Origin of the sequence: Kribbella sp. NBC_00482 (assembly GCF_036013725.1) — a bacterium.
In the GTDB taxonomy this organism is placed as follows: Bacteria; Actinomycetota; Actinomycetes; order Propionibacteriales; family Kribbellaceae; genus Kribbella.
Genome location: NZ_CP107881.1, coordinates 2,468,461 through 2,492,603 on the forward strand (window position 1 = coordinate 2,468,461; position 24,143 = coordinate 2,492,603).

The 24,143-nt window shown below is 68.2% G+C and carries 26 protein-coding genes and 1 tRNA gene; 15 read left to right on the plus strand and 12 right to left on the minus strand.

Annotated elements, in window-relative coordinates; translation table 11 throughout:
• The first annotated feature begins 6 nt into the window (after positions 1-6).
• The 8 genes from rhaS to OHB24_RS12470 all read left to right on the plus strand — a co-directional run bounded on the left by rhaS (position 7) and on the right by OHB24_RS12470 (position 8,166).
• The gene (rhaS, locus tag OHB24_RS12435; protein ID WP_327639141.1) at positions 7-1,074 is read left to right on the plus strand and encodes a rhamnose ABC transporter substrate-binding protein; all 1,068 of its coding nucleotides are present in this window, start codon (positions 7-9) and stop codon (positions 1,072-1,074) included.
• Between the two features lie 10 nt (positions 1,075-1,084).
• Positions 1,085-1,411 carry an L-rhamnose mutarotase gene (locus OHB24_RS12440; protein WP_327639142.1) on the plus strand — a complete coding sequence of 109 codons (327 nt, stop codon included), beginning with the start codon at positions 1,085-1,087 and terminating at the stop codon, positions 1,409-1,411.
• Positions 1,412-1,414: 3 nt separating this feature from the next.
• Positions 1,415-2,578, plus strand: coding sequence for an L-rhamnose isomerase (rhaI, locus tag OHB24_RS12445; protein ID WP_327639143.1), 1,164 nt, complete (start codon positions 1,415-1,417; stop codon positions 2,576-2,578).
• Positions 2,575-4,614, plus strand: coding sequence for a bifunctional aldolase/short-chain dehydrogenase (locus tag OHB24_RS12450; protein ID WP_327639144.1), 2,040 nt, complete (start codon positions 2,575-2,577; stop codon positions 4,612-4,614). The genes rhaI and OHB24_RS12450 overlap by 4 nt, the downstream gene beginning before the upstream one ends.
• Positions 4,615-4,624: 10 nt before the next feature.
• A complete protein-coding gene (locus OHB24_RS12455) occupies positions 4,625-6,025 on the plus strand; it encodes an L-fucose/L-arabinose isomerase family protein (RefSeq protein ID WP_327639145.1) in 1,401 nt (466 codons plus the stop codon).
• Complete coding sequence (locus tag OHB24_RS12460) at positions 6,022-7,443, plus strand: rhamnulokinase (protein ID WP_327639146.1); 1,422 nt, start codon at positions 6,022-6,024, stop codon at positions 7,441-7,443. Before OHB24_RS12455 ends, OHB24_RS12460 begins: the two co-directional genes overlap by 4 nt.
• A gap of 5 nt (positions 7,444-7,448) precedes the next feature.
• Positions 7,449-7,691 (plus strand): LuxR C-terminal-related transcriptional regulator, encoded by a 243-nt coding sequence (locus OHB24_RS12465; protein WP_130386717.1) that lies wholly within the window; start codon positions 7,449-7,451, stop codon positions 7,689-7,691.
• 79 nt (positions 7,692-7,770) lie between these two features.
• Positions 7,771-8,166 (plus strand): hypothetical protein, encoded by a 396-nt coding sequence (locus OHB24_RS12470; RefSeq protein WP_327639147.1) that lies wholly within the window; start codon positions 7,771-7,773, stop codon positions 8,164-8,166.
• Here OHB24_RS12470 and ilvA read toward each other — a convergent pair.
• Entirely contained in the window at positions 8,150-9,442 is a 1,293-nt protein-coding gene (gene ilvA / locus OHB24_RS12475; RefSeq protein ID WP_327639148.1) for a threonine ammonia-lyase IlvA, read from the minus strand. The genes OHB24_RS12470 and ilvA overlap by 17 nt on opposite strands.
• A gap of 230 nt (positions 9,443-9,672) precedes the next feature.
• Here ilvA and OHB24_RS12480 point away from each other — a divergent pair, with 230 nt between their 5' ends.
• From OHB24_RS12480 to OHB24_RS12495, 4 genes are all read left to right on the plus strand, one after another.
• The gene (locus OHB24_RS12480) at positions 9,673-10,539 is read left to right on the plus strand and encodes an HIRAN domain-containing protein (RefSeq protein WP_327639149.1); all 867 of its coding nucleotides are present in this window, start codon (positions 9,673-9,675) and stop codon (positions 10,537-10,539) included.
• Positions 10,540-10,744: 205 nt separating this feature from the next.
• Positions 10,745-10,933 (plus strand): hypothetical protein, encoded by a 189-nt coding sequence (locus OHB24_RS12485; RefSeq protein WP_327639150.1) that lies wholly within the window; start codon positions 10,745-10,747, stop codon positions 10,931-10,933.
• A gap of 4 nt (positions 10,934-10,937) precedes the next feature.
• On the plus strand, positions 10,938-11,516 hold the full coding sequence (locus OHB24_RS12490; RefSeq protein ID WP_327639151.1) for a class I SAM-dependent methyltransferase: 579 nt from the start codon (positions 10,938-10,940) through the stop codon (positions 11,514-11,516).
• The gene (locus OHB24_RS12495; protein ID WP_327639152.1) at positions 11,517-11,918 is read left to right on the plus strand and encodes a GNAT family N-acetyltransferase; all 402 of its coding nucleotides are present in this window, start codon (positions 11,517-11,519) and stop codon (positions 11,916-11,918) included.
• On the opposite strand, the gene OHB24_RS12500 is transcribed toward OHB24_RS12495, so the two are convergent.
• Genes OHB24_RS12500 through OHB24_RS12510 form a run of 3 tightly spaced genes read right to left on the minus strand, consistent with a single transcriptional unit; the run spans position 11,896 to position 13,116 of the window.
• On the minus strand, positions 11,896-12,288 hold the full coding sequence (locus OHB24_RS12500; RefSeq protein ID WP_327639153.1) for a VOC family protein: 393 nt from the start codon (positions 12,286-12,288) through the stop codon (positions 11,896-11,898). The genes OHB24_RS12495 and OHB24_RS12500 overlap by 23 nt on opposite strands.
• Positions 12,281-12,802 (minus strand): SRPBCC domain-containing protein, encoded by a 522-nt coding sequence (locus OHB24_RS12505; protein WP_327639154.1) that lies wholly within the window; start codon positions 12,800-12,802, stop codon positions 12,281-12,283. The genes OHB24_RS12500 and OHB24_RS12505 overlap by 8 nt, the downstream gene beginning before the upstream one ends.
• Complete coding sequence (locus OHB24_RS12510; RefSeq protein WP_327639155.1) at positions 12,799-13,116, minus strand: ArsR/SmtB family transcription factor; 318 nt, start codon at positions 13,114-13,116, stop codon at positions 12,799-12,801. Before OHB24_RS12510 ends, OHB24_RS12505 begins: the two co-directional genes overlap by 4 nt.
• A 142-nt stretch (positions 13,117-13,258) precedes the next feature.
• Between OHB24_RS12510 and OHB24_RS12515 the strand changes: the two genes are divergently transcribed.
• A complete protein-coding gene (locus OHB24_RS12515) occupies positions 13,259-13,828 on the plus strand; it encodes a hypothetical protein (RefSeq protein WP_327639156.1) in 570 nt (189 codons plus the stop codon).
• Here OHB24_RS12515 and OHB24_RS12520 read toward each other — a convergent pair.
• The 4 genes from OHB24_RS12520 to OHB24_RS12535 form a co-directional block, all read right to left on the minus strand.
• A complete protein-coding gene (locus tag OHB24_RS12520) occupies positions 13,825-14,784 on the minus strand; it encodes an acetylxylan esterase (RefSeq protein ID WP_327639157.1) in 960 nt (319 codons plus the stop codon). The two genes, OHB24_RS12515 and OHB24_RS12520, sit on opposite strands and share 4 nt — an antisense overlap.
• 4 nt (positions 14,785-14,788) lie before the next feature.
• The gene (locus OHB24_RS12525) at positions 14,789-15,247 is read right to left on the minus strand and encodes a hypothetical protein (protein WP_327639158.1); all 459 of its coding nucleotides are present in this window, start codon (positions 15,245-15,247) and stop codon (positions 14,789-14,791) included.
• A 34-nt stretch (positions 15,248-15,281) separates the two neighbouring features.
• Positions 15,282-16,079 (minus strand): hypothetical protein, encoded by a 798-nt coding sequence (locus OHB24_RS12530; RefSeq protein WP_327639159.1) that lies wholly within the window; start codon positions 16,077-16,079, stop codon positions 15,282-15,284.
• A gap of 244 nt (positions 16,080-16,323) precedes the next feature.
• On the minus strand, positions 16,324-17,928 hold the full coding sequence (locus OHB24_RS12535; protein ID WP_327639160.1) for an LCP family protein: 1,605 nt from the start codon (positions 17,926-17,928) through the stop codon (positions 16,324-16,326).
• Positions 17,929-18,206: 278 nt separating this feature from the next.
• On the opposite strand from OHB24_RS12535, the gene OHB24_RS12540 reads away from it, so the two are divergent.
• Positions 18,207-18,296 (plus strand) — tRNA-Ser (locus tag OHB24_RS12540).
• A 155-nt stretch (positions 18,297-18,451) separates the two neighbouring features.
• On the opposite strand, the gene OHB24_RS12545 is transcribed toward OHB24_RS12540, so the two are convergent.
• Entirely contained in the window at positions 18,452-19,339 is an 888-nt protein-coding gene (locus OHB24_RS12545; protein ID WP_327639161.1) for an LLM class flavin-dependent oxidoreductase, read from the minus strand.
• Positions 19,340-19,368: 29 nt separating this feature from the next.
• On the opposite strand from OHB24_RS12545, the gene OHB24_RS12550 reads away from it, so the two are divergent.
• On the plus strand, positions 19,369-20,025 hold the full coding sequence (locus OHB24_RS12550; protein WP_327639162.1) for a phosphoribosyltransferase: 657 nt from the start codon (positions 19,369-19,371) through the stop codon (positions 20,023-20,025).
• Between the two features lie 60 nt (positions 20,026-20,085).
• On the opposite strand, the gene OHB24_RS12555 is transcribed toward OHB24_RS12550, so the two are convergent.
• From OHB24_RS12555 to OHB24_RS12565, 3 genes are all read right to left on the minus strand, one after another.
• On the minus strand, positions 20,086-21,975 hold the full coding sequence (locus tag OHB24_RS12555; RefSeq protein ID WP_327639163.1) for a phosphoenolpyruvate carboxykinase (GTP): 1,890 nt from the start codon (positions 21,973-21,975) through the stop codon (positions 20,086-20,088).
• 322 nt (positions 21,976-22,297) lie between these two features.
• A complete protein-coding gene (locus tag OHB24_RS12560; RefSeq protein WP_327639164.1) occupies positions 22,298-23,524 on the minus strand; it encodes a hypothetical protein in 1,227 nt (408 codons plus the stop codon).
• Positions 23,524-24,117, minus strand: a complete 594-nt coding sequence (locus OHB24_RS12565) for a hypothetical protein (RefSeq protein ID WP_327639165.1) — start codon at positions 24,115-24,117, stop codon at positions 23,524-23,526. The genes OHB24_RS12560 and OHB24_RS12565 overlap by 1 nt, the downstream gene beginning before the upstream one ends.
• Positions 24,118-24,143 lie beyond the last annotated feature (26 nt).

Below are 24,143 nucleotides of genomic sequence, written 5' to 3' on the forward strand. Positions count from 1 at the left end.
GAACCAATGACCAAGCGGAAGAACCTGGCGGTGATGGCCGTCCTCGCGCTGGCACTGAGCGCATGCGGTGGTACGACGAAGTCCAGTACGGAAGGCCAGAACACGGCGGCGCCGACGAACACCTCGGCCAAAGCCGATCCGAACGCCCCGCTCAAAGAGGGCTTGAAGATCGCCTATCTGCCCAAACAGCTGAACAACCCGTACACCGACGTGGAGGTCGGCGGCGGCAAGGTCGCGGTCGGCGAGCTGAAGGGCGAGTACAAGCTGGTCGGCCCGAACGACGCCAGCGCGTCGTCGCAGGTCAGCTACATCAACACGCTCATCCAGCAGCAGCAGAACGTGATCGTGGTCGCGGCCAACGACCCGAACGCGGTCTGCCCGTCGCTGAACCAGGCCCGCAAGGCCGGGATCAAGGTCGTAACGTTCGACTCCGACGCGGCCAAGACCTGCCGGGACGCGTTCATCAACCAGGCCACCACGCAGGGGATCGGCGAGAGCCTGGTGAAGATGGCCAGCGAACTGGCCGGCGGTTCTGGCGAGATCGCCATCCTGTCCGCGACGCCGAACGCCACGAACCAGAACTCCTGGATCGAGGTGATGAAGACCGAGCTGGCCAAGCCGGAGAACGCGAAGCTCAAGCTGGTCAAGATTGCCTACGGCAACGACGACGACCAGAAGTCGTTCACCGAGGCGCAGGGCCTGCTGCAGTCGTACCCGAACCTCAAGGTGATCGTCTCGCCGACCACGGTCGGCATCGCAGCCGCCTCCCGCTACGTCAGCGCGTCGAACTACAAGGGCAAGGTGGCCATCACCGGCCTCGGTCTGCCGAATCAGATGCGCAAGTTCGTCAAGGACGGCACCGTGAAGAAGTTCGCGCTCTGGAACCCGGCCGACATCGGGTACCTGGCCGCGTACGCCGGCGCTTCGCTGAGCTCCGGTCAGATCACCGGGGCCGAGGGCGAGAAGTTCAAGGCCGGGAAGCTCGGTGAGTACACCGTCGGCGCCGACGGTGAGATCGTCCTCGGCCCGCCGACCGAGTTCACCGCCGCCAACATCGACAAGTTCAACTTCTGAGGGCGTCTTCGTGAATCGCTACTGCTTCTGCCTCCAGGTCCGCCCGGACCGCCTGGACGAGTACGTCGAACGGCACCGCAACGTCTGGCCGGACATGCAGGCCGCGCTGCGGGACTCCGGTTGGCACAACTACTCGCTCTTCCTCCGCGACGACGGCCTGCTGATCGGGTACGTCGAGTCCGAGGACCTGGAGGCGGCGCAGAAGGCGATGGCGGCGACCGAGGTCAACACCCGCTGGCAAGCCCAGATGACCGAATTCTTCACCGGTATCGATGGCAGGCCGCCGGACGAGTCGTTCCTGCTCCTGCCCGAGATCTTCCACCTGAAAGAGGACTGAAGCATGACGACCGAAGCCGTGAAGGCCGCCCTCAGCCGCCAGGAGATCGAGCTGCCCTCGTGGGCGTTCGGGAACTCCGGCACCCGGTTCAAGGTGTTCAGCCAGCCCGGGGTGCCGCGGTCGCCGGAGGAGAAGATCGCCGACGCGGCCGTCGTCCACAGGTACACCGGGGTCGCGCCGAGCGTGGCGCTGCACATCCCCTGGGACAAGGTCGACGACTACGCGGCGCTGGCGGCGTACGCGAAGGAGCAGGGCGTCCGGCTCGGGGCGATCAACAGCAACGTCTTCCAGGACGACGACTACAAGCTGGGCAGCGTCACCAACCCGGATCCTGCGGTACGCCGGAAGGCCACCGACCACCTGCTCGAATGCGTCGACATCATGGACGCGACCGGGTCCCGCGACCTGAAGCTGTGGTTCTCCGACGGCACCAACTACCCCGGCCAGGACGACATCCAGGACCGGCAGGACCGGCTCGCGGCGGCCCTGAAGGAGGTGTACGACCGGCTCGGTGACGACCAGCGGATGCTGCTCGAGTACAAGCTGTTCGAGCCGGCCTTCTACACCACGGACGTGCCGGACTGGGGTACGTCGTACGCGCACTGTCTCGAACTGGGGCCGAAGGCGACGGTCTGTATCGACACCGGGCACCACGCGCCGGGGACCAACATCGAGTTCATCGTGGCGTTCCTGCTCCGGGCGAAGAAGCTCGGCGCGTTCGACTTCAACAGCCGGTTCTACGCCGACGACGACCTGATGGTCGGGGCCGCGGACCCGTTCCAGCTGTTCCGGATCATGAACGAGATCGTCCGCGGCGACGCGCTCGACCCGGACCGCGGGATCGCGTTCATGCTCGACCAGTGCCACAACATCGAGGAGAAGATCCCCGCGATCATCCGCTCGGTGATGAACGTCCAGGAGGCGACCGCGAAGGCGCTGCTGGTCGACCGCGACGTACTGCGGGCCGCTCAGCAGTCGGGCGACGTGCTGGGTGCGAACGCGGCGCTGATGGATGCCTACAACACCGACGTCCGCCCGCTGCTCGCCGAGTTGCGTGAGTCGCAGGGCCTGGACGCGGACCCGGTCGCGGCGTACAAGCGCAGCGGCTACTTCGAGCAGATCACCAAGGACCGAGCCGACGGCCAGCAGGCCGGATGGGGAGCATGACAGTGACCGACACCGCCTCTGAGCTCGTTGCGCGCAGCAACCGGCTCGGTGCCGATCCGAGGAACACCAACTACGCCGGCGGGAACACGTCGGCGAAGGGCACGGAGACCGACCCGGTCACCCAGCAGCCCGTCGATCTGCTGTGGGTGAAGGGCTCCGGTGGTGACCTCGGCACGCTCACCTCGGCAGGCTTGGCAGTGCTCAGGCTGGATCGGCTGAACTCGCTCGTCGACGTGTATCCGGGTGTCGACCGTGAGGACGAGATGGTCGCCGCGTTCGACTACTGCTTGCACGGGAAGGGCGGCGCGGCGCCGTCGATCGACACCGCGATGCACGGGCTGGTCGATGCCCCTCATGTCGACCATCTCCACCCGGACTCCGGGATCGCGCTGGCGACCGCGGCGGACGGCGAGAAGCTGACCGCGGAGTGCTTCGGCGACCGCGTGGTGTGGGTGCCGTGGCGGCGCCCCGGTTTCCAGCTCGGCCTGGACATCGCCGCGGTCAAGCGGGACAACCCGCAGGCGATCGGCTGTGTCCTCGGCGGTCACGGGATTACTGCCTGGGGCAACACGTCGGAAGAGTGCGAGGCCAATTCGCTCGACATCATCCGTACGGCGGAACGCTTCCTGGCGGACCGCGGTGTCGCCGAGCCCTTCGGCGCGATCGTCCCCGGCTACGAACCCTTGCCCGCCGACGAACGTCGGGAGCGGGCCGCCGCCCTTTCGCCAGTCATCCGTGGGCTGGCGTCGACGGACAAACCACAGGTCGGCCACTTCACCGACTCGGAGGCAGTACTCGAGTTCCTGTCGCGCGAGAAGCTGCAGCCGCTCGCCCAACTCGGCACGTCCTGCCCGGACCATTTCCTGCGGACCAAGGTCCGCCCGCTCGTCCTCGACCTGCCGCCGTCCGCGTCGGTGGACGAAGCAGTTGCCCGGCTGAAGGAGCTGCATACCCAGTACCGGGAGGACTACGAGGCGTACTACCAGGCGTTCGCCGAGCCGGACAGCCCGGCGATGCGGGGCGCGGACCCGGCGATCGTGCTCGTGCCGGGGGTCGGGATGTTCAGTTTCGGGAAGGACAAGCAGACCGCGCGGGTGGCCGGCGAGTTCTACGTGAACGCGATCAACGTGATGCGGGGCGCCGAGGCGGTGTCGACGTACGCGCCGATCGACGAGCGGGAGAAGTTCCGGATCGAGTACTGGGCGCTGGAGGAGGCGAAGCTGCAGCGGATGCCTCGTCCGAAGCCGCTCGCGACCCGGGTCGCGTTCGTGACCGGTGGCGGATCGGGTATCGGCAAGGCGATCGCGCAACGGCTGGCCGCCGAGGGCGCGTGCGTCGTCGTCGCGGACCTCGACCTGGCTGCCGCCGAGGCGGTGGCGAAGGAGATCGGCTCTACGGATGTGGCGGTTGCTGTCGGCGCGGACGTGTCGTCGGCGGACGCGGTCGAGGCGGCGTTGCGCGAGGCAGTGCTCGCGTTCGGCGGTGTCGACCTCATCGTCAACAACGCCGGGCTGTCGATCTCGAAATCGCTGCTGGAAACGACAGAACGCGACTGGGATTTGCAGCACGACGTGATGGCGAAGGGCTCGTTCCTTGTCTCGCGGGCGGCCGCGAAGGTGCTCATCGACCAGGGGATGGGTGGCGACATCGTCTACATCTCCAGCAAGAACTCGGTGTTCGCCGGCCCGAACAACGTCGCGTACGGATCCGCCAAGGCGGACCAGGCGCACCAGGTACGGCTGCTCGCGGCCGAGCTCGGCGAGTACGGGGTCCGGGTCAACGGCGTGAACCCCGACGGCGTCGTCCGCGGATCCGGGATCTTCGCCGGCGGCTGGGGCGCGAAGCGGGCCGCGGTGTACGGCGTACCGGAGGAGGAACTCGGTGCGTACTACGCGCAGCGGACCCTGCTGAAGCGTGAGGTGCTGCCGGAGAACGTCGCGGCCGCGGTGTTCGCGCTGACCGGTGGGGACCTCACCCACACGACCGGCCTGCACGTCCCCGTCGACGCCGGCGTGGCTGCCGCCTTCCTGCGCTAGGAGGTGTCTGATGGTCAAGACTCGGATCGGGTTGGTCGCGGGTGGCTTGGGTGCGTACTGGCCGCAGTTCCCGGACCTGCTGCCGCAGTTGCAGGCGTCCGCGCGGCGAGTGTCGGAGCGGTTCGCGGCGCTCGATTGCGAGGTGGTGGACGTCGGGTTCATCTCCGACGCGCAGGAAGGGGCCGCGGCCGCCGAGAAGCTGCGGGCGGCGGACTGTGATCTGATCGTCGGCTTCCTCACGACGTACATGACCGCGTCGATGCTGGTCCCCGTTGCTCAGCGCAGCGGGGCGCCGGTGCTGTTGCTGAACCTGCAGCCGACCGAGGCGATGGACCACGCCACCTTCGACACCGGCGCCTGGCTGGCGTACTGCGGCGCCTGTCCGCTGCCGGAGATGGCGAACGCGTTCGAGCGATGCGGGATCGACTTCCGCTCGGTGTCCGGCTACCTGGAGGACGAGCGGGCGTGGGCGCGGATCGACCGGTGGATCCGCGCCGCCGGAGTGCGGGCCGCGCTGCGGCACGGGCGGCACGGCCTGCTGGGGCACCTGTACCCAGGGATGATGGACGTGATCACCGACCCGACGCAGGTGTCCGCGCAGCTCGGCGGGCATGTGGAGATCCTGGAGATCGACGACCTTCGGGTACGGGTCGAGAAGGTCACCGACGCGGAGACGTCGGCCAGGATGGAGCTGGCCCGGGAGATCTTCACCCTCGACGACTCTGTGAAGGACGAGGACTTCAAGTGGGGCGCCACGGTCTCGGTCGCCCTGGATCGCCTGGTCGAGGACTTTTCCCTTGATTCGTTGGCCTATTACCACCGCGGGCTCGACGGAGAGATGCACGAGCGGGTCGCGGCCGGGATGATCCTCGGCGCGTCGTTGCTGACGGCAAGGGGTGTACCGGCGGCCGGTGAGTACGAGCTGCGGACCTCGCTGGCGATGCTGGTGATGGACAAGCTCGGTGCCGGCGGGTCTTTCACCGAGCTGCAGGCGCTGAACTTCCGCGACAACGTGGTCGAGATGGGGCACGACGGCCCCGCACATCTGGCGATCTCTGCGCGGAAGCCGTTGCTGCGCGGGCTGGGTGTGTACCACGGCAAGCGTGGGTGGGGCGTGTCGGTTGAGTTCGACGTACAGCAAGGGCCGGTGACGCTGTGCGGTCTGGGGCAGCGGCGCGACGGGTCGTTCAACCTGATCGCTTCCGAGGGGACCGTCGTACCTGGACCGCTGCTGCAGATCGGGAACACGACGTCGCGAGTGGACTTCGGGTGTGACCCCGGGGAGTGGACCGACGCGTGGTCGGCGTCCGGCGTCGCGCATCACTGGGCCCTCGGGACGGGGCACCGGGGTGCTGACCTGGCCGCAGTCGCCGATCTGATGCACCTCGACCTCACGGTGGTCGCGCCGTGAAGGGGGTCGCGGCGGTGGACCTCGGAGCCTCGAGCGGGCGGGTGATGCTCGGCGAGGTGGGCGCTGACGTCCTCGAACTGAGTGAGCTGAACCGCTTCTGGAACGGTCCGGTGCGCGTGAGCGGCCGGCTGCACTGGGACGTCCTGCACCTCTACCGCTCGATCCTGGAGGGTCTACAGGCAGCCGGACCGCTCGACGGCATCGGCATCGACTCCTGGGCAGTCGACTACGGCCTGCTCGACTCGGATGGCCGACTGCTGAGCAACCCCGTTCACTACCGCGACTCGCGGACCGACGGCGTGATGGAACGCGTCCTGTCGACGATTCCCGCATCCGACCTGTACGCCGTCACAGGCCTGCAGCAACTCCCGTTCAACACCATCTACCAACTGGCGGCCGAAAAGCTGCCGGCCGCCGGCACGCTGTTGATGGTCCCGGACCTGCTGGCGTACTGGCTGACCGGTGAGGTTGGGGTTGAGCGGACGAACGCGTCGACCACGCAGCTGTACGACGTGCGCGCGCGGGCGTGGAGCGATGAGCTCATCGCGCGGGTGGGGCTGCCCCGGCGGATCTTTCCCGAACTGCGGGAGCCGGGAGATGTGGTGGGGACTGTCCTGCCGGACGAGACCGGGTTGGCGCCGGGGATTCCGGTGATTGCGGTCGGGTCGCACGACACGGCTTCGGCTGTGGTTGCGGTGCCCGCGGTGGGTGAGCGGTTCGCGTACATCTCCTCGGGGACCTGGTCGCTGGTCGGGCTCGAGCTCGATGCGCCGGTCCTGACGGATGACGCACGGGACGCGAACTTCACCAACGAAGGCGGCGTCGACGGGCGGACCCGGTTCCTGCGGAACGTGATGGGGCTGTGGATCCTGCAGGAATGCCAACGAGTCTGGGGCGACGACGACCTGCCCGGGCTGCTGCGGGACGCCGCCTCCGCGCCGCCGTACGCCGTACTGATCGATCCGGACGCCCCCGAGTTCCTTGCCCCGGGCAACATGCCTGCGCGGATCGAGGAGCATTGCCGGGCGACCGGTCAGGAACCGCCTCGATCACGCGGTGCCGTGGTTCGCTGCATCCTGGAGAGCCTCGCCCTCGCGTACCGCCGTACGTTGCGCGCCGCGCAGACGATCGCGGACCGCGAGGTCGACGTACTGCATGTGATCGGCGGTGGTTCGCAGAACGAGCTGCTCTGTCAGCTCACCGCCGATGCGTGCGGCGTACCCGTCCTCGCCGGGCCCGTCGAGGCCTCCGCGCTGGGCAACGTCCTCGTCCAAGCTCGCGCCCTCGGCGAGCCCTTCCCGGACCTGAGCGCGATGCGCGCCCTGGTCCGATCCACACATTCTCTGCGGCGCTACGACCCGCAGGGTAAACCGGCCGACTGGGACGCCGCCGAGTCCCGGGTGTTCGGAACAAGGTGATCAGCATGACCGTCCTCCCCCAGGAACTTCGACCCCTCGCGCGACGGGTACCGCCGCGCGAGATCAGCCACGACGACCTGCAACTCCTCCGCCTGCTCGCCACCGGCCTCCCGGTCGACGGCGTCGCCCGGCGCCTCGATCTGTCCGAACGCACCGTCCGCCGGCGCACCCGGCTGATCTGCGACCGCCTCGGCTTCAGCACCGCCATCGAAGCCATCGTCTGGGCCGCCCGCCGCGGCCTGGTCTGAGAGGGGTCGTCCGAGGGCGGAGTTAGGCGGCGACGGCTCCGGGTACCGGAGGTTCTGATCATCGAGCCGAGGAGGACCGATGAACGGAATGACCATTGTCTGGATCGTCGTCGCGATCGCCGTACTGGTCATCGTGATCGCACTGATCGCGAGTGCGATGTCGCGCAGGTCGCAACATCGGACCGAGCAGCAGGCGTACGAGCACGAGCAGCAGGCGCGAGCGAACGCGGCACAGGCCGAGAAGCAGCGCGCTGTGGCCGACGAGGTGGACGCGCGTGCCCGCAAGGCGCAGGCGACCGCCGACGAGAAGACGGCCGAGGCGCGCCGGTTGTCGGCCGGCGCCACCGAACGGCGCGATGCCGCCGCGGAGGCCCGCGCGCAATCGGACGACCACCGCACCCAGGCCCAGAACCTCTGGCCGGACGACGGCTCCCAGAACCGCGAGGGGTACCCGAACGTCAGATCAGATACCTGAATTCTGGTGAGTTCGGGTTGATGCGCTCGATGTCGAGCGGGGCGGCCTCCATCCGCGACAGCAGCAGCGGGAGGTCGTCCCGGGTACTGATCTCGATGCCGACCAGGGCGACGCCGGTCTCGCGGTTGTTGCGCTTGACGTACTCGAAGAGCGTGATGTCGTCGTCGGGGCCGAGCGTCTCGTCGAGGAAGGCGCGCAGAGCGCCGGGCTCCTGCGGGAACGTCACCAGGAAGTAGTGCTTCAGGCCTTCGTACACCAACGAGCGCTCGAGGATCTCGCCGTACCGGCTGACATCGTTGTTCCCACCGGACAGCAGGCAGACGACGGTCTCGCCCGGACGTACGTCGAGACCGTTGCCAAGGGCACTTGTCGACAAAGCGCCCGCGGGCTCCGCGATCAGGCCGTCGGTCTGGTAGAGCGCGAGCATCTCCGAGCAGACGAGCCCTTCAGGCACCGACATCAGCTCGACGCCGGCCCGCTGCACCAGCGGGAGGGTCGCGTCACCAACCCGGCGTACGGCGGCACCGTCGACGAAGCTGTCCAAGTGCGGCAACGTCACCGGCTTACCGGCCGCGACCGCCGCAGCCATGCTCGCCGCGCCACCCGGTTCCACCCCGACGATGCGTACGCCGGGATGCCGCTCGGCGATCCACGTTGCAACCCCCGCAACGAGACCGCCCCCACCGACCGGAACCACGAGTACGTCGGGAGCCTGGCCGAGCTGCTCCACCAACTCGATCGCCACGGTCCCTTGTCCCGCAACGGTTCTCGGGTCGTCGAACGCCGGCACCATCGTCGCGCCGGTCGCGGAACCTTCCGCGATCGCGGCGGCGGCCGCGTCGTCGTACGTGTCGCCGGTGACGATCACCTGGATCTGCTTGCCGCCGAGGGCCGCGATCCGGTCCCGCTTCTGGCGCGGCGTCGTCCGCGGCACGTACACCTTGCCGTGGACGCCGAGCATGTGGCACGAATACGCCAGCCCCTGGCCGTGGTTGCCGGCGCTCGCACACACCACACCGGCCGCCTTGGCCGCGTCGTCGAGCTGCGCGATCAGGTTGTACGCGCCGCGAAGCTTGTAGGAACGGCCGATCTGCAGGTCCTCCCGCTTCAGCCAGACCTGCGCGCCCGTGCGCTCCGAGAGGCGGAGGTTGCGTTCCAACGGTGTACGGACGGCGACGCCGTCCAAGCGCTTGATGGCGGCCTCGATGGCCGCTGCGTCAACGGTGTCGACGGTGTCGCCGGTCGTCGATCGAGCGACTGAACCACTGCCCTGCATGACGTTCCTTCCCGTGCATTTGCACGATCTTCGCCGATTCGCTCGCTGCACAAGACGATTCGCGTCCACAGTCCGGACCGGCGGATACCTTTTGCATTCCAGACTCTTGCACCAGGCGTGAAACGGCTCTTCACTGGGCAGTCTAGTTCTCATACGCTCACTCGGTGTAACGGCCACGGCCCTGGGAGAGATAGGCCGTGTAGAGCCGGTCAGTGAGGACTGGAGGGCACATGGAACTGATTCCGTTCAGTCTGTGGGGCGACGCTTTGTGGTGCGGTCAGGAAGTCGTGCGGGAGACCCCGCACGAGCAGGCGATCAGAAGCCTGTTCCCCGACCCCATCCCGGCGCGCGGCGCAGATCTGGACACCGAGGCGGACCTCGTCCCGGAACCGCACAACCGTTTCGACCCGCGGTCGATCGCCGTCCGGGTGCATGGCAAGGTTGTCGGCTATCTGCCGAGGGACGACGCGCACCGGTACCACCCGGTGTTGTCAGATCTGGTGGCACAAGGCCTGCAACCGCAGGTTCCCTGCCACCTGTGGGTCAGTGAGTGGGAACCGGCAGACTGGGACGGCAAGGGCGCCCAGGGCACCGAGTTTCACGCGAGTGTCGCGGTCGCCCTCGGGCAGCCGCACATGCTCATGCCGGTGAACCTGCCCCCGCCAGGCAGTTTTCACCTGCTACCGCCCGGCAGCGGCATCGTCGTGCCGGGCAGCGAGGTGCATCCCGACGTACTGGCGCCGTTCTTCCGCGCGGAGGGCGAGTGCTGGGCGTACGGCACCATGCACGCGATCGAGGAGGAGGACAGCTTTCAGGACCGGCACCGGATCGTGGTCGAGATCCGGCTCGACGACGAACCCGTCGGCCGGCTCAGCCCGCGGCTGAGCGCCGAGTTCCTGCCCGCGATCCATTACCTCGCCGACATCCGTGCCGAGACCGCCGCCCGGGTCGCCGTCCGCGGCGACCGTTGCGCATCGGAGGTGATTCTCTACGCGGCGCGGAGTCACGACCTGCCGGCTACCTGGCCGGACGGGCTGGCCCGCTCCCCAGTCGCTTCCCCGCAATGGCATTACTGGGCCACGAAAGAGGCCAACTAGACTCGGCGGCTGCGCAGTACTGACCATGCCTCACCAGGCCGGCACTGCGGAGCTACTTGGAACTGCGGAGCTACTTTCACACGCCGGGCAGCTCTCCTCGGAGAACTGCCCGGCGTTCTCTTTGCACCGCGCCGTTGGACGGGCCGTGAAGTACCTTGGCGGTATGGCGAACGTACCGGTCTGTCCCACTTGTGGGGAACGAGCAGTGCCGATTCTCTACGGCCTGCCCACCCCGGTCGCGCGGGAAGCGGCCGCGGCCGGCCGGGTCCGCCTGTTCGGCTGTGTAATCCCGGCCGAACCTGACAACTGGACCTGCGCCCAGGACCACACCTGGCAAGCAGACGACGACCAAATCCTGAGCGCCGCCATCAACACCGCCCTCGGCCGCGACTGATCGGATGCGGCAGCCGTGGAACCACAACATTCACTACCATCCGCAGATCCTCAAGGCCGTTCCGCACGGCGCTGAGCGGGCGCTGGATGTCGGCTGCGGTGAGGGCATGCTCGCCCGGAAGCTGCGTCGCGTCGTACCTGAGGTCACCGGGATAGACCTCGACACGCCCAGCCTCGAGTTGGCGCGTGGGCGCGGGGACGAGATCGAGTACCTCCACGGGGACTTCCTGCAGCATCCGTTCGAGCCCGAGTCGTACGACGTGGTCGCATCGGTCGCCACGCTGCATCACGTCGACGCCCGCATCGGGCTCCTCCGAATGCGTGAACTCGTGCGTCCGGGCGGGGCGTTGGTGGTCGTCGGTCTGGCACGTACGACGCCACGCGACCTCCCGTACGCAGCGGCCGGCGTCGCCGTGGGGTACGCACACCGAGCGGTGAAAGGCCACTGGGAGCATCCGTCCCCCACCGTATGGCCGCCACCTGCCACGTTCCACGAGATGCGCGACCTCGCCACGGATCTCCTACCCGGCGCGACCTACCGCCGCCACCTCCTCTTCCGCTACTCGATCACCTGGCGGAAGTGAATGAGCGTCGTCACCCCGGATGCCGAGCTCCTCGCGCGCGCCGTCCGCACCTTCCTGAACACCGACGCCGGCCCGCACTACCTCGCCACCCCCAACACGCTGACTTTCGTGGCCACCGCCGAGGACGAGGTCACCGGGTGGTGCTGGGGATATCTGCTGCCACGGCCCGACGGTGTAGCAATGCTCTATCTCCACAACCTGGCGGTCGTCGAGTCCTACCGAAGTCAGGGAATCGGCCGCGCTCTGACCAGTGCGTTCATGGACGCGGGGCGGTCCGCCGGCGCTACCAAGATGTTCCTCACCACGGGAGCTGAGAACGGTCCGGCGCGCAAGTTGTACGACTCGCTGGGTGGCGGGTTGGCGATGCAAGGGCCGACGGTCAACTACTGGTTCCTGTTGTAGCTGTTTCGGTGTCCCAGGTTGAGAGGCAGAACGGGTGGCCGGCGGGGTCGGCGTACACGTAGCAGTGGTCCGAGTTGGGCTGGAAGTCGAGCAGCTTGGCACCCGCGGCCAGGACTCGCTGACCCGTCGCAACGAGGTCGTCGACCAGGAAATCCAGGTGCATCTGCATCGGTACGTCGTTGCCGGGCCACTGTGGCGGCCGGAAGTCCTCGACCTGCTGGAAGGAGATGACCCCGTTGGGCCCCGAGATGGACGCCCAGTGCGACGTACCGCGGACGACTCCACCGGTGATCTCGGCGTAGAACCGTGCCAGGACGAGGGCATCGGGTGCGTTGACGGTGATCCCTTCCAGCTTGATCCGGTCAGACATCGGTCCTCCGGTACGCCGGGGTGAGTTCGGTCCACCGCGCGTGCCAGGCCGGGGCAGGCGCCTCCGCCGACCACCCGCCGTCGTGCGCTGGACCGTCGATCGCCAGCGAACGGCCGAGGTCCTCCAGATGCACCTGCCAGCCAGCGCCGTGGAAGTGCAGCGAGCCGACCGGCAGCCCGCGCTCCTCGATCACCAGCTTGGTCTGCGAGCCGACAGACGTGAGCCAGGCCTCGAGTTCGCCTTCGTCGGCAGTGCCCGGCTCGGTCGTGAGCAGGAGATGGTGCGGCGCGTCGCAGACCTCGATTCTCGCCGGACCGCTCCACGTGCTGGTGAAGACGGCCTGGACCGTCCCGCCTTCGTGCAGCGCACCGGACACCTGCGCCAGCCAGCGCGCGAGTCGCTCCGGCGTGGTGCACGCCGCCCAGAGGTCGTCGATGTCGGTGTCGTACACGTCCTCGACGCGCACCGCACCGCGCGTTTCGTCGAGCGCCCGCATCGTCCCCAGGATCTTCACGATCGTGCCTTCTTTCCGCGAGCGACCTCGGTGTGCAAGGCGTCCAACCGGTTCCGCCACAGCGCGCGGTACCCCTCCAGCCACTCATCCACCTCGACGAGCGCCTCCGGCCGCAGGCTGTAGATCCGCCGCTGCGCCTCCTGCTGTACGTCGACCAGCCCAGCCTCCCGCAACACCCGAAGGTGCCGGGACACACCCGGCCGCGCGATCGGCAGCGCGTCGGCCAACTCACCGGCCGTCGCGGGATGATCCCGCAAGATCTCCAACACCGTCCGCCGACTCCCATCCGCCAACGCCTGCAACACCACATCCACAACCCCGAATGTACCCACCCAGGTACATAACCACAAGGGTACACATCACCCGGTCACCACTGGCGCGCAAACGACAACGTTGGTTGGAGCGGTACTAGCATCGAGCTGTGAGGATTCGAGGGTTCGCGATCGTGGGGGCCTGATGAGTAACACCGACGATCCGAACTTCGCGCCGTACCCGGGGCGGTACGAGATGGCGAGGACGAAGGGTGTGCCGCCGAACGAGGAGCCGGTGCTGCTCGACATCACCGGCGAAGCCGACGTGGTGAACCAGATCGACGCGATCCGGCCGATCGTCGAGAACGGACCGGTGCCCGACGGAGGGCTGTCCTGGGATCACCGGACGCGCGTCCTCACCGTCCGTCTGGTCGGCGCCGTCGACGGCTCCGAACCTGAGGTCGAGGCGGTGAAACAGGCAGTCCTGGCTCAGCCGGCCGATTTCACCGTCGAATTCGAGTCGGTCCGGTACTCCCGCGAGGAACTGCTCGAACTCGCCGACGACATCTTCCCCAACTCCCACGAATGGGGGCCGGCTGAAGGTGCGCTGGCCGGATTATGGGACACCCTCCGGAACCGGATCGTGGTTCTCGTCGGCGACGAGCCCGAGGACCTGTCCCGAGCGTGGGTCGCAGCCATCGAACGCCGGCACGACGAACGCATCGTCTACGAGATCGTCCGGCACTCGATGAACGAGCCATGGGTCCAGCCCTAGAGTTTGGTGCCGATCAGTTGGTAGATGTCGTCGAGGGCGCCTGGTAGGTCGTCGTGGCCGAAGTCGGGGTACGTGCGGACTTCCTTGGGGGACTGGATCTTGTTGTAGGCGGCGAACTGTGTCGACGGTGGGCAGATCTGGTCCTCGAGGCCGGTGAAGAGGGTGACTTCGGCCCGGATCCGGGGTGCCAGGTGCTGGATGTCGATGTAGCCGAGCGTCGTGAACACCTCCTCCTGGCGGAGGTGCCGCGGGTCGCGCTTGCGGAACCACGTGACGATCTCGTCGTACGGCGACGTCTCCAGGTTCAGGTCCCACGTCCGCTGGTAGTCGGACAGGAACGGGAACACGCTCGCCACGTACTTGATCGACGGCGTCAGCGCCGCCGCCACCAGCGACAGCCCACCGCCCTGGCTCCATCCGGTCGTCGCGATCCGGGCCGCGTCGACCTCAGGCAGCCCGCCAATGAGGTCCGCCAAGCGCCGCGTGTCCAGGAAGACGTGCTTGTAGAGCAGGCCGTCCGGCCCGTCGTCGAGCCCGTGCACCAGGTGGTGATGCAGCGAGAAGCTGTTCGATGCCTGCGACGACGTACGGAAACCGACCTGCTCGCGGACGTCCAGAGCCGCGACAGTGAACCCACGAGCGGCGTACGGCAGCAGGTCGATCCATGCCGGCTGCTCACCGCCGTACCCATGGAACAGCAGCACGGCCGGCCCGGTCGGCTCGGTGGGACGCACGACCTTCGCGTGCACCCGGTAGCCGCCGGTCCCGGTGAAGTACAGGTGCTGCGCGGTCGCCGTCGTCAGCGGGAAATCGACGGCGTCGACGAACTCCGCCTCGTCCGGGACTTCGTCCAGTGAGAGCAGCGCCTTGTCCCAGAACGCGTCGAAGTCCGCGGGTCGCGGATTCGTGCCCTGGTAGGTGAGTAGTTCGTCGTACGACAGCTCGAAGGAAAGCACCGCATCATTCTGCGCTGTTGTTGTCCTCGGGGGCAGTCCCGTCCCAGATCGTGTAGCCGTGGGCCGCGTTCAGCTTGTCCCGCAGCGTGGTCTCCAGGCTTTCGGCCTTCCCGGGCGCCAGCCACGAGACCGGCAGCAGGATCGGGTGGTCGGGGTTCTTGGTGCGCAGCACGATCGCCTCGCCGTGGGTCGTCTCGACCCGGCCGACCTCGGTGATGTCGGTCCAGGGCGTGCGCAGGCCGCGGACCTCGAGGTCGCCGTCGCGGAGCCGCGCGACCTTCGGCGGCCGGGCCAGGATCCACAGGCCGGCCAGCGTGATCATCCCGCCGAGCGTGACGAACACCGAGACGGCGACACCCGGCAGCCCCAGTGCCCAGAGCACCGCGGCCACCCCGAGAATGATCAGACCGGCGGCCAGGATCCCGAGGAACCGCCCCGGCCGCATCCGGTACGTCGTACGCATCGCCACAGGATCTCATCCGCCCGGGGCGACCGGATCAGAAGGCTTCCGTCTCGGACTCCTGGGTGTTGCCGGCCACCGACTTCAGCGTGAGCGACCACGAGAACGAACCGTCCAGGAACCGCTCGAGCTTCGAGTACGAGCAGTTCTCGGTGAACCGGTTGTTCTTCGCGTCCCAGTTCGTCCCGGTCTTGTAGTAGACCCAGTAGTCGCCGCGGATCCCGTTCAGCGTCGCCGACTTGTTCGCCCGGACGTAGATCGACGCCTGCGGCTTGCGCGGGTTGCTCGCCGTGACCACGACCACGATGTCCGAGCCGGCGTTGGTGATCCGGAGCGAGCCGGAGCCGCGCGAACCGGCTCGCTGGAAGACGTCGCCGTTCTCACCCCGGCCACCGAACACGGCCGGCTGGGCCAGCTTCGCCGGTACCGACAGCGCACCGAACTTCACACCCCTGCCGATCGACTTCTGCACGCCCTGCGCGAGCTGGGCGTAGGCGAGCCGGACGCCGCTCTTCGCCTCGTACAGCCGGACGTCGGTCGCCTTCGGCAGGCCGCAGCTGGTCTTCGTCTCGCCGGCCTTGGTCAGCTCCGTGGCCACGTTCCCGGCGTACGCGTCGAAGGCGTCGAGGACCTGGGGATGTGCGACCACCAGGCCGCGCGGCGGCGTGATCTTCACCAGTTCGGTGCGTTCGAGTACGACGACGCCCGCGAGCTGGGCGCGGGACGCGTCGAACGCGGCGACCGTCTGCGCGTTCATCACGCGCGCGACGTACGGCTTGAGGACCTTCTCGACATTGGTCAGCGCCCGCTGGTACATCGGAACCGAGAGCGCCACGGGAGTCGGCGTCGGCTTCGGGGTCGGCGTGGGCGCCGCCGACGAGGGCGGTGGTGCGCTGGTGCTGGTCGTCGTACCCCCTGCCGAGGGTGCGTCACCACTTTCCGCCTTGCCGCTGCATCCTGCGCAGGCCAGGACCGCAATCCCGACCACAACCACTACCGAACGCCTCACTGTCACCCCCAGGTGTGACCAATCTTCACTTTGGTCCAATACTTCCCTGAGAGGGGTTCACCAATCCGGATCAGTTACCGCCGGTGCCGGTGTCGCTCGGGTTGTACGCGCAGGCGTCGTTCAGGTTCTCCGCGGCGCCCGGGGCGGTGGTCGTCTTCGACGGGGTGGTCGGCCGCTTCGTGCTGCCGGAGGTCGGCGCCTTGGTCGGGCTCTTGGTCGGCTTCACCGTCGGCGTCGACGCCACCGGGTTGGTCTTCGGGGCGATCGCCTTCTGGATGATCTCCTGCATCGCCGTGTAGTCCGGGTTCTTGCCGGTCGGGAAGTTCTTGTTCTTGTCCAGGTCGATGTTGGTGACCTTCGCGTTCTTCACCTTCAGCGCGAGCTGCATGAACGCCCCCAGGATGTCCTGCGGGATGTCGGTGCGCAGCAGCTGCTTCCCGGCCTTGGCGATCTGCTGGTACGACGTCACGAGCGCCTGCGGGTTCGCACTGTTCACCAGCGCGTGGATCGTGCACCGCTGCCGCTCCTGCCGGGACGGGTCGCTCAAGCCGAAGCGGCCGCGCGCGAACCACAGCGCGTGGTACCCGTCGAGCTTCTGGTTCGGACCCGGCTCGATGTACCCGCTCGGCTTCTTCTCGGTGTTCGACCCGGGGCCGGCGCCGTAGTCGCCGCCGATCGGCACCCGGTAGTTGACGTTCACCGTGATGCCGCCGAGCGCGTCGATGATCTGCCGGAACCCGGCCAGGTTGACCTGCATGTAGTAGTCGATGTCCAGCCCGAGCGCGGCGCTCGCGGCCAGCTTGACCGCGTCCGCGCCCTCGTTGTCGGTCTGGCCGAGGACCCCCGGATGCTGCTTCGGGATGTTCTCGTACATCGCGTCCAGGTAGAACTCCGGCTGCTCGACGTTGCCCAGGTTCGGGTCCCAGAAGCCGTCCGGGTACACCTTGTGCAGCGGCGAGTCCTTCGGGAACGGCATCCGCATCCAGTTCCGGCTGAGCGAGATCAGCGCGGTGTCACCGGTCTTGGTGTCGATGCTCGCCACGATCACCGTGTCGGTACGCGTGCCGGTCCGGCCGGCGCCGTCGTCCGCTCCGAGCAGCAGCAGGTTCAGCCGCGGGGTGTTCGCCCACGGGTCCTTCGCGTTGCTGACCTTCGGCCGGGTCGCGCTCTTCGAGTTCCCCTCGGACTGGAACACGCTGCCGATCAGGTCACGCTGCGCCATCACGGTCTGTGCCGCGACGGTCGTCGGTACGGCGATCGCGAAGCAGAGCAGCCCGACGAACATCGAGCCGGCCAGCCGGCCGGTGTAGGTCATGCTGACCGGGCGGAGCAGCTTGTGCGACGCGACCACGGTCCAGATCCAGCCGACCCCGAGCAGTACGACGGCGCCGGTCGCGATCAGCAGCTGACGCGGAGAGACGAGCAGCGCGAGCACCGAGTCGCGGTGCGTGAGACCGACGTACGCGGCGATCAGCAGCAGGCCGACGCTGATCGTCAGGATGAACGAGCCGAGCTTCTTCCGGCCGCCCATCAACAGCCCCGTACCGGGGACCAGGGCGCTGAGCAGTGTCAGGCCGATCGCCTTCGACGCCGTCCGGGCACGGTGCGTTCGGGCCCGGGACCGGCTGGCACGAGGCGCTGCCCTCCGACCGGCTGCGCGAGTACTCCGCGACATGGCTCCGTTCCCTGATCGACGACGTCACGACCCTTCCGTCGGCCGCGCGAAGCAGCCCACGGTACTTCAGACGCCCACGACACCGACTTGGTTGACGCGTTGGTTGACGTGATGCTGGCGACCCCCGTCGATGCTCGCCAGCGTACAGGGGCTCCGGGCTACTACCGCAACGTGCCGTGTCAGCAACCGAGCGTACTCGGCGACCCGCTTTGCTCACGGACCGGTCGAGCAGATACTCTTGGCCGTCGTCGCGTCCGCTCCTCGAGTGGACCGTCGGAGGAGGCGTCGCCTAGTCCGGTCGATGGCGCCCGCCTGCTAAGCGGGTTGAGGGTTACCCCCTCTCGCGGGTTCAAATCCCGCCGCCTCCGCTCCTTGGAGCTCCCTGTCTGCGGAAAGCGCAGACCAGGGAGCTCCGGCCGTTTCACTGGGGGTGCAACCCCCAGACCCCGCCCGGCGGGGCTTCGCCCCCGGACCCCCCTTGGGGCGACTGCCCTACGTGCGGATGCTCCGTGCCGCTGCTTGTTCAGCTGGTTGCTTCGGCTATGCGTTCTATTGAGCGTGGGGTCATTGGTTCGGGGGAGATGATCAGGTGGTTGACGCCTAGTTTCTGGTACGCCGTGACCGCCTCGGGGAGGGCTTGTACTGGGATGGCGTTGGGGTTGGGGTCTGCGGTGGGCTGGTCCGGGTCGCGGACGATGATGCCTGCTGTGCGGGCTACTGCTTCTTGGGGGCGGTTGGCGGTGATGAGGGCTTGGCGGAGGGTTTCCAGGCGTTCCTCTACCTGCAGGTTCGGGGCGCCGTACCAGGCTGTGTTCCAGGCGTCTGCCCATTGGGCGATCAGCTGCATCATTCTTGGGCGGTGGCCTGCTACGAGGATCGGGATTTGGTGGGGTGGGGCGGGGTCCAGGTTGGCGCCTTGCACCTTGTAGTAGGTGCCGTTGTAGGTGACTGTTTCGCCTCGGATTAGGCGGGCGACTATCTCTAGCCACTCGGTGAATCTGGCTACTCGGTGGTCGGTGGGTAGGCCGAAGGCTTCGTACTCGGGGTCGTGCCAGCCTGCGCCTACGCCTAGGGTCAGGCGGCCGCCGGAGACCTCGTCGAGAGTCGCGGCCATCTTTGCGGTCAGGCCGGGGTCTCGGAATGATGCGCAGAGGACCATGTTTCCTAGTTCGACGCGGGTCGTGACCGCGGCGATCGCGCTCAGGAGGGTCCAGCTGTCGTGCATGCCGAAGACCTGGCCCTCCGGATCGCGGTAGAGGAAGTGGTCCGCGAGCCAGACGGAGTCCAGTCCGCTCTGGTCGGCCGCCTCCGCGACCGCTCGCACGTCCTTCCATCGGGGCATCCCGCCATCGGGGCCGTCGCCGGCGCCGAGCGGAAGCATCACACCGATCTTCATGTCCACGGTTCGCATGCGGTCAACGTACGTGGATCATGGGCGCTATGAGGAGGCCGTACCCGGATCGGGCGGCCGCGGGCCGCGTGCTGGCCGACGAGCTCGGATCGGTCGGCGGTTCCGTACTGGTCCTCGGGCTGGCGCGGGGCGGCGTACCCGTCGCGGCTCCGGTCGCGGACGTCCTGGACGCGGAGCTCGACGTACTGATCGTGCGCAAGCTCGGGCTGCCCGATCAGCCCGAGCTGGCGATGGGCGCGATCGCCGGCGTCGGCGAGGAGTTGCACGTGGTCCGCAACGAGGCGATCGCGGCGGAGGTCGACCCGGAGACGCTGGAGGCCGTACGCCGGCAGGAGGTCCGGGAACTGCGCCGCCGCGAGCAGGCGTACCGGGGCGACCGGCCGCCGATCGACGTACGGGATCGCGTGGTGATCTTGATCGACGACGGCCTCGCGACCGGCGCGACGATGCGAGCTGCGGTAGAAGCAGTACGACGCCATCGCCCGGCGCGCGTCGTCGTCGCCGTACCCGTGGGCGGGATCGAGAGCTGTCGGCGGCTGTCGCGGGTCGCGGATCAGGTGGTCTGCGCGTGGATCCCGCAGTACTTCACCGCGGTCGGCCAGGCGTACCGGGACTTCTCGCCGGTCAGTGACGACGCAGTACGGCGAGTGCTCGCAGAAAGCACAGCACGGCGCCCCGGCGGATGATCCAGGGCGCCGCGCCGTGTTGGCCCGGCCGCCGGCTTCCGACTCGGCGGCCGGTGCTTGTCAGCCCAGCCGGGCCTTGAGGTGGTCGAGCTCGACCTTGAGCTCGGCCGGGACGGTGTCGCCGAGCTTCGCGAACCACTCCTCGATCAGCGGGATCTCGGCCTTCCACTCCTCGACGTCGACGTCGAGCGCGATCTCCAGGTCCTGCACGGTCATGTCCAGCCCGGCGACGTCGAGCGCGTCCGCGGCCGGCACCCGGCCGACCGGGGTCTCGACCGCGTCCGCCTGGCCCTCGATCCGCTCGATGACCCACTTCAGCACGCGGCTGTTCTCACCGAAGCCCGGCCAGACGAACTTGCCGGCCTCGTCCTTGCGGAACCAGTTCACGTAGAAGATCTTCGGCAGCTGCGCCGCGTCGTGCTGCTTGCCGACGGTCAGCCAGTGGTCGAAGTACTGTCCCGCGTCGTACCCGAGGAACGGCAGCATCGCCATCGGGTCCCGTCGTACGACGCCCACCTGGCCGACCGCCGCCGCGGTGGTCTCCGAGGACAGCGTCGCGCCCATGAAGACACCGTGCGCCCAGTCGCGGGACTCGGTCACCAGCGGGACCGTCGTCGCGCGGCGGCCGCCGAAGATGATCGCGGAGATCGGTACGCCGTTCGGGTCGTCGTACTCGTCGGCGATGATCGGGCACTGCTTGATCGGCGTGCAGAACCGGCTGTTCGGGTGGCTGGACAGCTCGCCCGAGTCCGGCGTCCACTCGCGGCCCTTCCAGTCGGTCAGGTGGTCCGGCGGGGTCGGCGAGTAGCCCTCCCACCACACGTCGCCGTCATCGGTGAGCGCGACGTTGGTGAAGACCGAGTTGCCCTTCTCGATCGTGCGCATCGCGTTCGGGTTGGTCTTCCAGCCGGTGCCGGGGGCAACACCGAAGAGCCCGAACTCCGGGTTCACGGCGTACAGCCGGCCGTCCTTCCCGAAGCGCATCCAGGCGATGTCGTCGCCCAGCGTCTCGACCTCCCACCCCTCCAGAGTCGGGTCGAGCATCGCCAGGTTCGTCTTGCCGCAGGCGCTCGGGAAGGCGGCCGCGATGTAGTGCACCTTCTTCTCCGGCGAGATCAGCTTCAGGATCAGCATGTGCTCGGCGAGCCAGCCCTCGTCCCGAGCCATCGCCGACGCGATCCGCAGCGAGTAGCACTTCTTGCCGAGCAGCGAGTTACCGCCGTACCCGGAGCCGTAGGACCAGATCGCCCGCTCCTCGGGGAACTGGACGATGTACTTCTCCTCGTTGCACGGCCACGGCACATCCTGCTGGCCGGGCGCCAGCGGCGCACCGACCGAGTGCAGGCAGGGGACGTACGACGAATCGGCGCCGAGCTTCTCGAGGACGTCGGCGCCGGTACGGCACATGATCCGCATCGACGCGACGACGTACGCCGAGTCGGTGATCTCGACGCCGAACATCGGCTTGTCCGCGGTCAACGGGCCCATGCAGAACGGGACGACGTACATCGTCCGGCCGCGCATCGAACCGCGGTACAGCTCCGTCAGCGTCGCCTTCATCTCGGCCGGCGCCATCCAGTTGTTGGTCGGACCCGCGTCCTTCTCCTCGACCGAGCAGATGAACGTGCGCTGCTCGACCCGGGCGACGTCCGACGGGTCGGTGCGGACCCAGAACGAGTTCGGCTTCTTCTCGTCGTTCAGCCGGACCATGGTGCCGGCCGCGATCAGTTCGTCGGTGAGCTTGGCGTACTCCGCGTCCGAGCCGTCGACCCAGTGGATCCGGTCGGGCTGCGTGAGCGCGGCGACCTCGGCCGCCCAGGCCAGCAGGCCGGCGTGGCGGGTCGGTGCGTCGGTCAGGTCGTACTGGGTGGGCGCTGCGGCCGGGAGGGTTTCCGTGGCGGCTGGTGAGGTGGCGGTCTCGGTATGGGTCGGGCTGGCGGTGGTCGTCATCGGCGGCTCATTCCCTCTCGGCTGTCGGCGCCGGCAACCGTGCGGCCCCTCGACGCTGAGGGGGTACGGCTCCGGCCGCCGGGGTCTCCGGCGGTTCGATTCAGCTGGCTGGCGGTGTGATCTCTCGCATACCAGTGCATCCAGTGGGCGTATACCAGTGTGCAAGTGGTACTACGGTACGGGATCGACGCAAGTGCTGAGAACCCCAAGAACGTGAACCCGGTCACAAAGTTTTCGCGACAATCGCTTTCCGGTTCAGCTTGTGAAAATGAGAACGGCCCGCGCTGTTCGCGCGGGCCGTTCCAGGAGATTTTCCGGTGCGTCAGGCGGTCTGCCGCCAGATGTCGTTCACGAGCCGCTGGATGTCCGCGGCCTCGGCCTGCTGGCCGTAGACCATCGCACCGACCAACCACCACTGCCCGCCGCTCTGGAACGCGCGCGTCATCGTGATCGTGTACGGCGTCGCCGTCGACACCGTCAGCCAGGTCCGCGCGTCCTTCGCGGTCGCCGGCGCGGTCGTCTTGTAGATCTTCGTCCACTGCTGGTCGAACGTCGGCCGGTCGGACAGGCACTTGGCCAGGCTCGCGCACGGATGCAGCGCGAACTGCGCCTTCATCGCGTTCTTCAGTCCGCCCGGTTCGTAATCGTTCTTGGTCACGATCCGCCGCAGGATCAGCTGCGACGACTCACCGAGGAAACCCACCTCCGGCGGCCGCGGCCAGCCGACCGCGAACGGGAGCTCGGCGTTCGCGACGATCTGTACGTCGGCATTGGCCGCGTAGGTCGCGCCGAACACGCCGGGCGATCCGTCGGACCGCTTGTACGGCGCGGTCGTCACGCGCTCGATCGGCGGGATCAGGACGCTCGAGACGATCGGCTCCGGGCTGACGGCCGGCGGCGGGGCGGCCTCGACCGGGTCCTCCTTGACGGTGCCGCCGATCGCGGTGCCGATCGAATAGGCGATGCTGAACACGATCAGCACGACGACCGCAACGACGCCGTAGATCCAGGCGCCGATCTTGCGGCGGTACTGGCGGGCGATCTCGATCTTCGACTGCGGCTGCTCTTGTACTTGGGGCGCTGCGTCCTGTGACGGCTGCTCGGGGCGGTCGACGTACGACGGGATGCTGCCCGGCTGGGCGCTGTCGCCGGGCGGGAGGACCGGCGGCGTCGCGCCGAAGCCGACGAGCTGGTTGCGGACCGCCTGCAGCGACTCGTCGTCGTTCCCGAGTACCCCGTCGAGCGGGTCGACGAGGCGCTCGGCGCCGGTCTCGCCGTGGACGAGTTGCGTGATCGCGTACGGGCGGCCCGAGTTGAAGTTGGCGGCCCAGAGCGGGGTCTCCTGCCGGCCGGGTTCGAGTGCGGCGCCGCGGCTCGCCTTGGTGAGGCGGTCGACCACGGTCGGGTTCCGGGCGCCTTCCTCACTGAGGACGAGCGCGATCACGTCCGTCCCGGTGAACGTGCGGCCGTGCCACAACTCCGCCAGCGGGTGCAGCAGGATCCGCTGATCGAACTGGTAGCCCGGGATCTCCGGCGTGCTGTTGGTCATCACTGTTTGCTTTCCCAGATCGCCCGGTCCGCGAGGGCCAGCGCCGCCTTCTGCGCCGTGTCCGCGTCCACGGGGTTGGCCTTGTAGTTCACCAGTACGACGATGTCCGCGCGCTGCACCATCGTGTGCACGTTCCAGGTCTCACCGGCCAGTCCGCTCGCGGTCCGGCCGACCTTGGTCGGGTACGGGCGGTCCTCGTCGTACTTCTTCAGCGTCGACCGGCTGAACGTCCGGTCCGCGACCTGGGTCGGCGTGAACGGCGCGTTTCCCGCGCCGGCGTCCAGTCCGCCGTACGCCGTGATCGTGACGCTCACGCTCGCCGACGTGTACGCCCGTACCTTCGGGCGCGAGCTGGCCGCCGTGCAGCTGACCGTGGTCGTCCCGCCCTGCGTCATCGTCACCGGACCGGACGATGCCTTGGGCAACAGGTTCGCCACGTCCCCGATCCGCGCGCACAGGTCCGCCGGCAGCGTCCGCGCCGCCACGATGTCCTTCGGCGTCACCGGCTCCCCGACCGCGAACCCGACCCCGCCGCCCACCAGCGCGGCCACACCACACCCGATCGCGGTACCGCGCACCAGTCGACTACCCATGCCCGCGACCTTAACCACGCGAAGGT

Excerpts from the sequence above, each read along its gene's own strand:
- rhaS (WP_327639141.1), top strand. The coding sequence starts at position 7 with ATGACCAAGCGGAAGAACCTGGCGGTGATGGCCGTCCTCGCGCTGGCA.
- rhaI (WP_327639143.1), top strand. The coding sequence starts at position 1,415 with ATGACGACCGAAGCCGTGAAGGCCGCCCTCAGCCGCCAGGAGATCGAG.
- OHB24_RS12450 (WP_327639144.1), top strand. The coding sequence starts at position 2,575 with ATGACAGTGACCGACACCGCCTCTGAGCTCGTTGCGCGCAGCAACCGG.
- OHB24_RS12455 (WP_327639145.1), top strand. The coding sequence starts at position 4,625 with ATGGTCAAGACTCGGATCGGGTTGGTCGCGGGTGGCTTGGGTGCGTAC.
- OHB24_RS12465 (WP_130386717.1), top strand. The coding sequence starts at position 7,449 with ATGACCGTCCTCCCCCAGGAACTTCGACCCCTCGCGCGACGGGTACCG.
- OHB24_RS12470 (WP_327639147.1), top strand. The coding sequence starts at position 7,771 with ATGAACGGAATGACCATTGTCTGGATCGTCGTCGCGATCGCCGTACTG.
- ilvA (WP_327639148.1), bottom strand. The coding sequence starts at position 9,442 with ATGCAGGGCAGTGGTTCAGTCGCTCGATCGACGACCGGCGACACCGTC.
- OHB24_RS12480 (WP_327639149.1), top strand. The coding sequence starts at position 9,673 with ATGGAACTGATTCCGTTCAGTCTGTGGGGCGACGCTTTGTGGTGCGGT.
- OHB24_RS12490 (WP_327639151.1), top strand. The coding sequence starts at position 10,938 with ATGCGGCAGCCGTGGAACCACAACATTCACTACCATCCGCAGATCCTC.
- OHB24_RS12495 (WP_327639152.1), top strand. The coding sequence starts at position 11,517 with ATGAGCGTCGTCACCCCGGATGCCGAGCTCCTCGCGCGCGCCGTCCGC.
- OHB24_RS12500 (WP_327639153.1), bottom strand. The coding sequence starts at position 12,288 with ATGTCTGACCGGATCAAGCTGGAAGGGATCACCGTCAACGCACCCGAT.
- OHB24_RS12515 (WP_327639156.1), top strand. The coding sequence starts at position 13,259 with ATGAGTAACACCGACGATCCGAACTTCGCGCCGTACCCGGGGCGGTAC.
- OHB24_RS12525 (WP_327639158.1), bottom strand. The coding sequence starts at position 15,247 with ATGCGTACGACGTACCGGATGCGGCCGGGGCGGTTCCTCGGGATCCTG.
- OHB24_RS12535 (WP_327639160.1), bottom strand. The coding sequence starts at position 17,928 with ATGTCGCGGAGTACTCGCGCAGCCGGTCGGAGGGCAGCGCCTCGTGCC.
- OHB24_RS12545 (WP_327639161.1), bottom strand. The coding sequence starts at position 19,339 with ATGCGAACCGTGGACATGAAGATCGGTGTGATGCTTCCGCTCGGCGCC.
- OHB24_RS12550 (WP_327639162.1), top strand. The coding sequence starts at position 19,369 with ATGAGGAGGCCGTACCCGGATCGGGCGGCCGCGGGCCGCGTGCTGGCC.
- OHB24_RS12555 (WP_327639163.1), bottom strand. The coding sequence starts at position 21,975 with ATGACGACCACCGCCAGCCCGACCCATACCGAGACCGCCACCTCACCA.
- OHB24_RS12560 (WP_327639164.1), bottom strand. The coding sequence starts at position 23,524 with ATGACCAACAGCACGCCGGAGATCCCGGGCTACCAGTTCGATCAGCGG.
- OHB24_RS12565 (WP_327639165.1), bottom strand. The coding sequence starts at position 24,117 with ATGGGTAGTCGACTGGTGCGCGGTACCGCGATCGGGTGTGGTGTGGCC.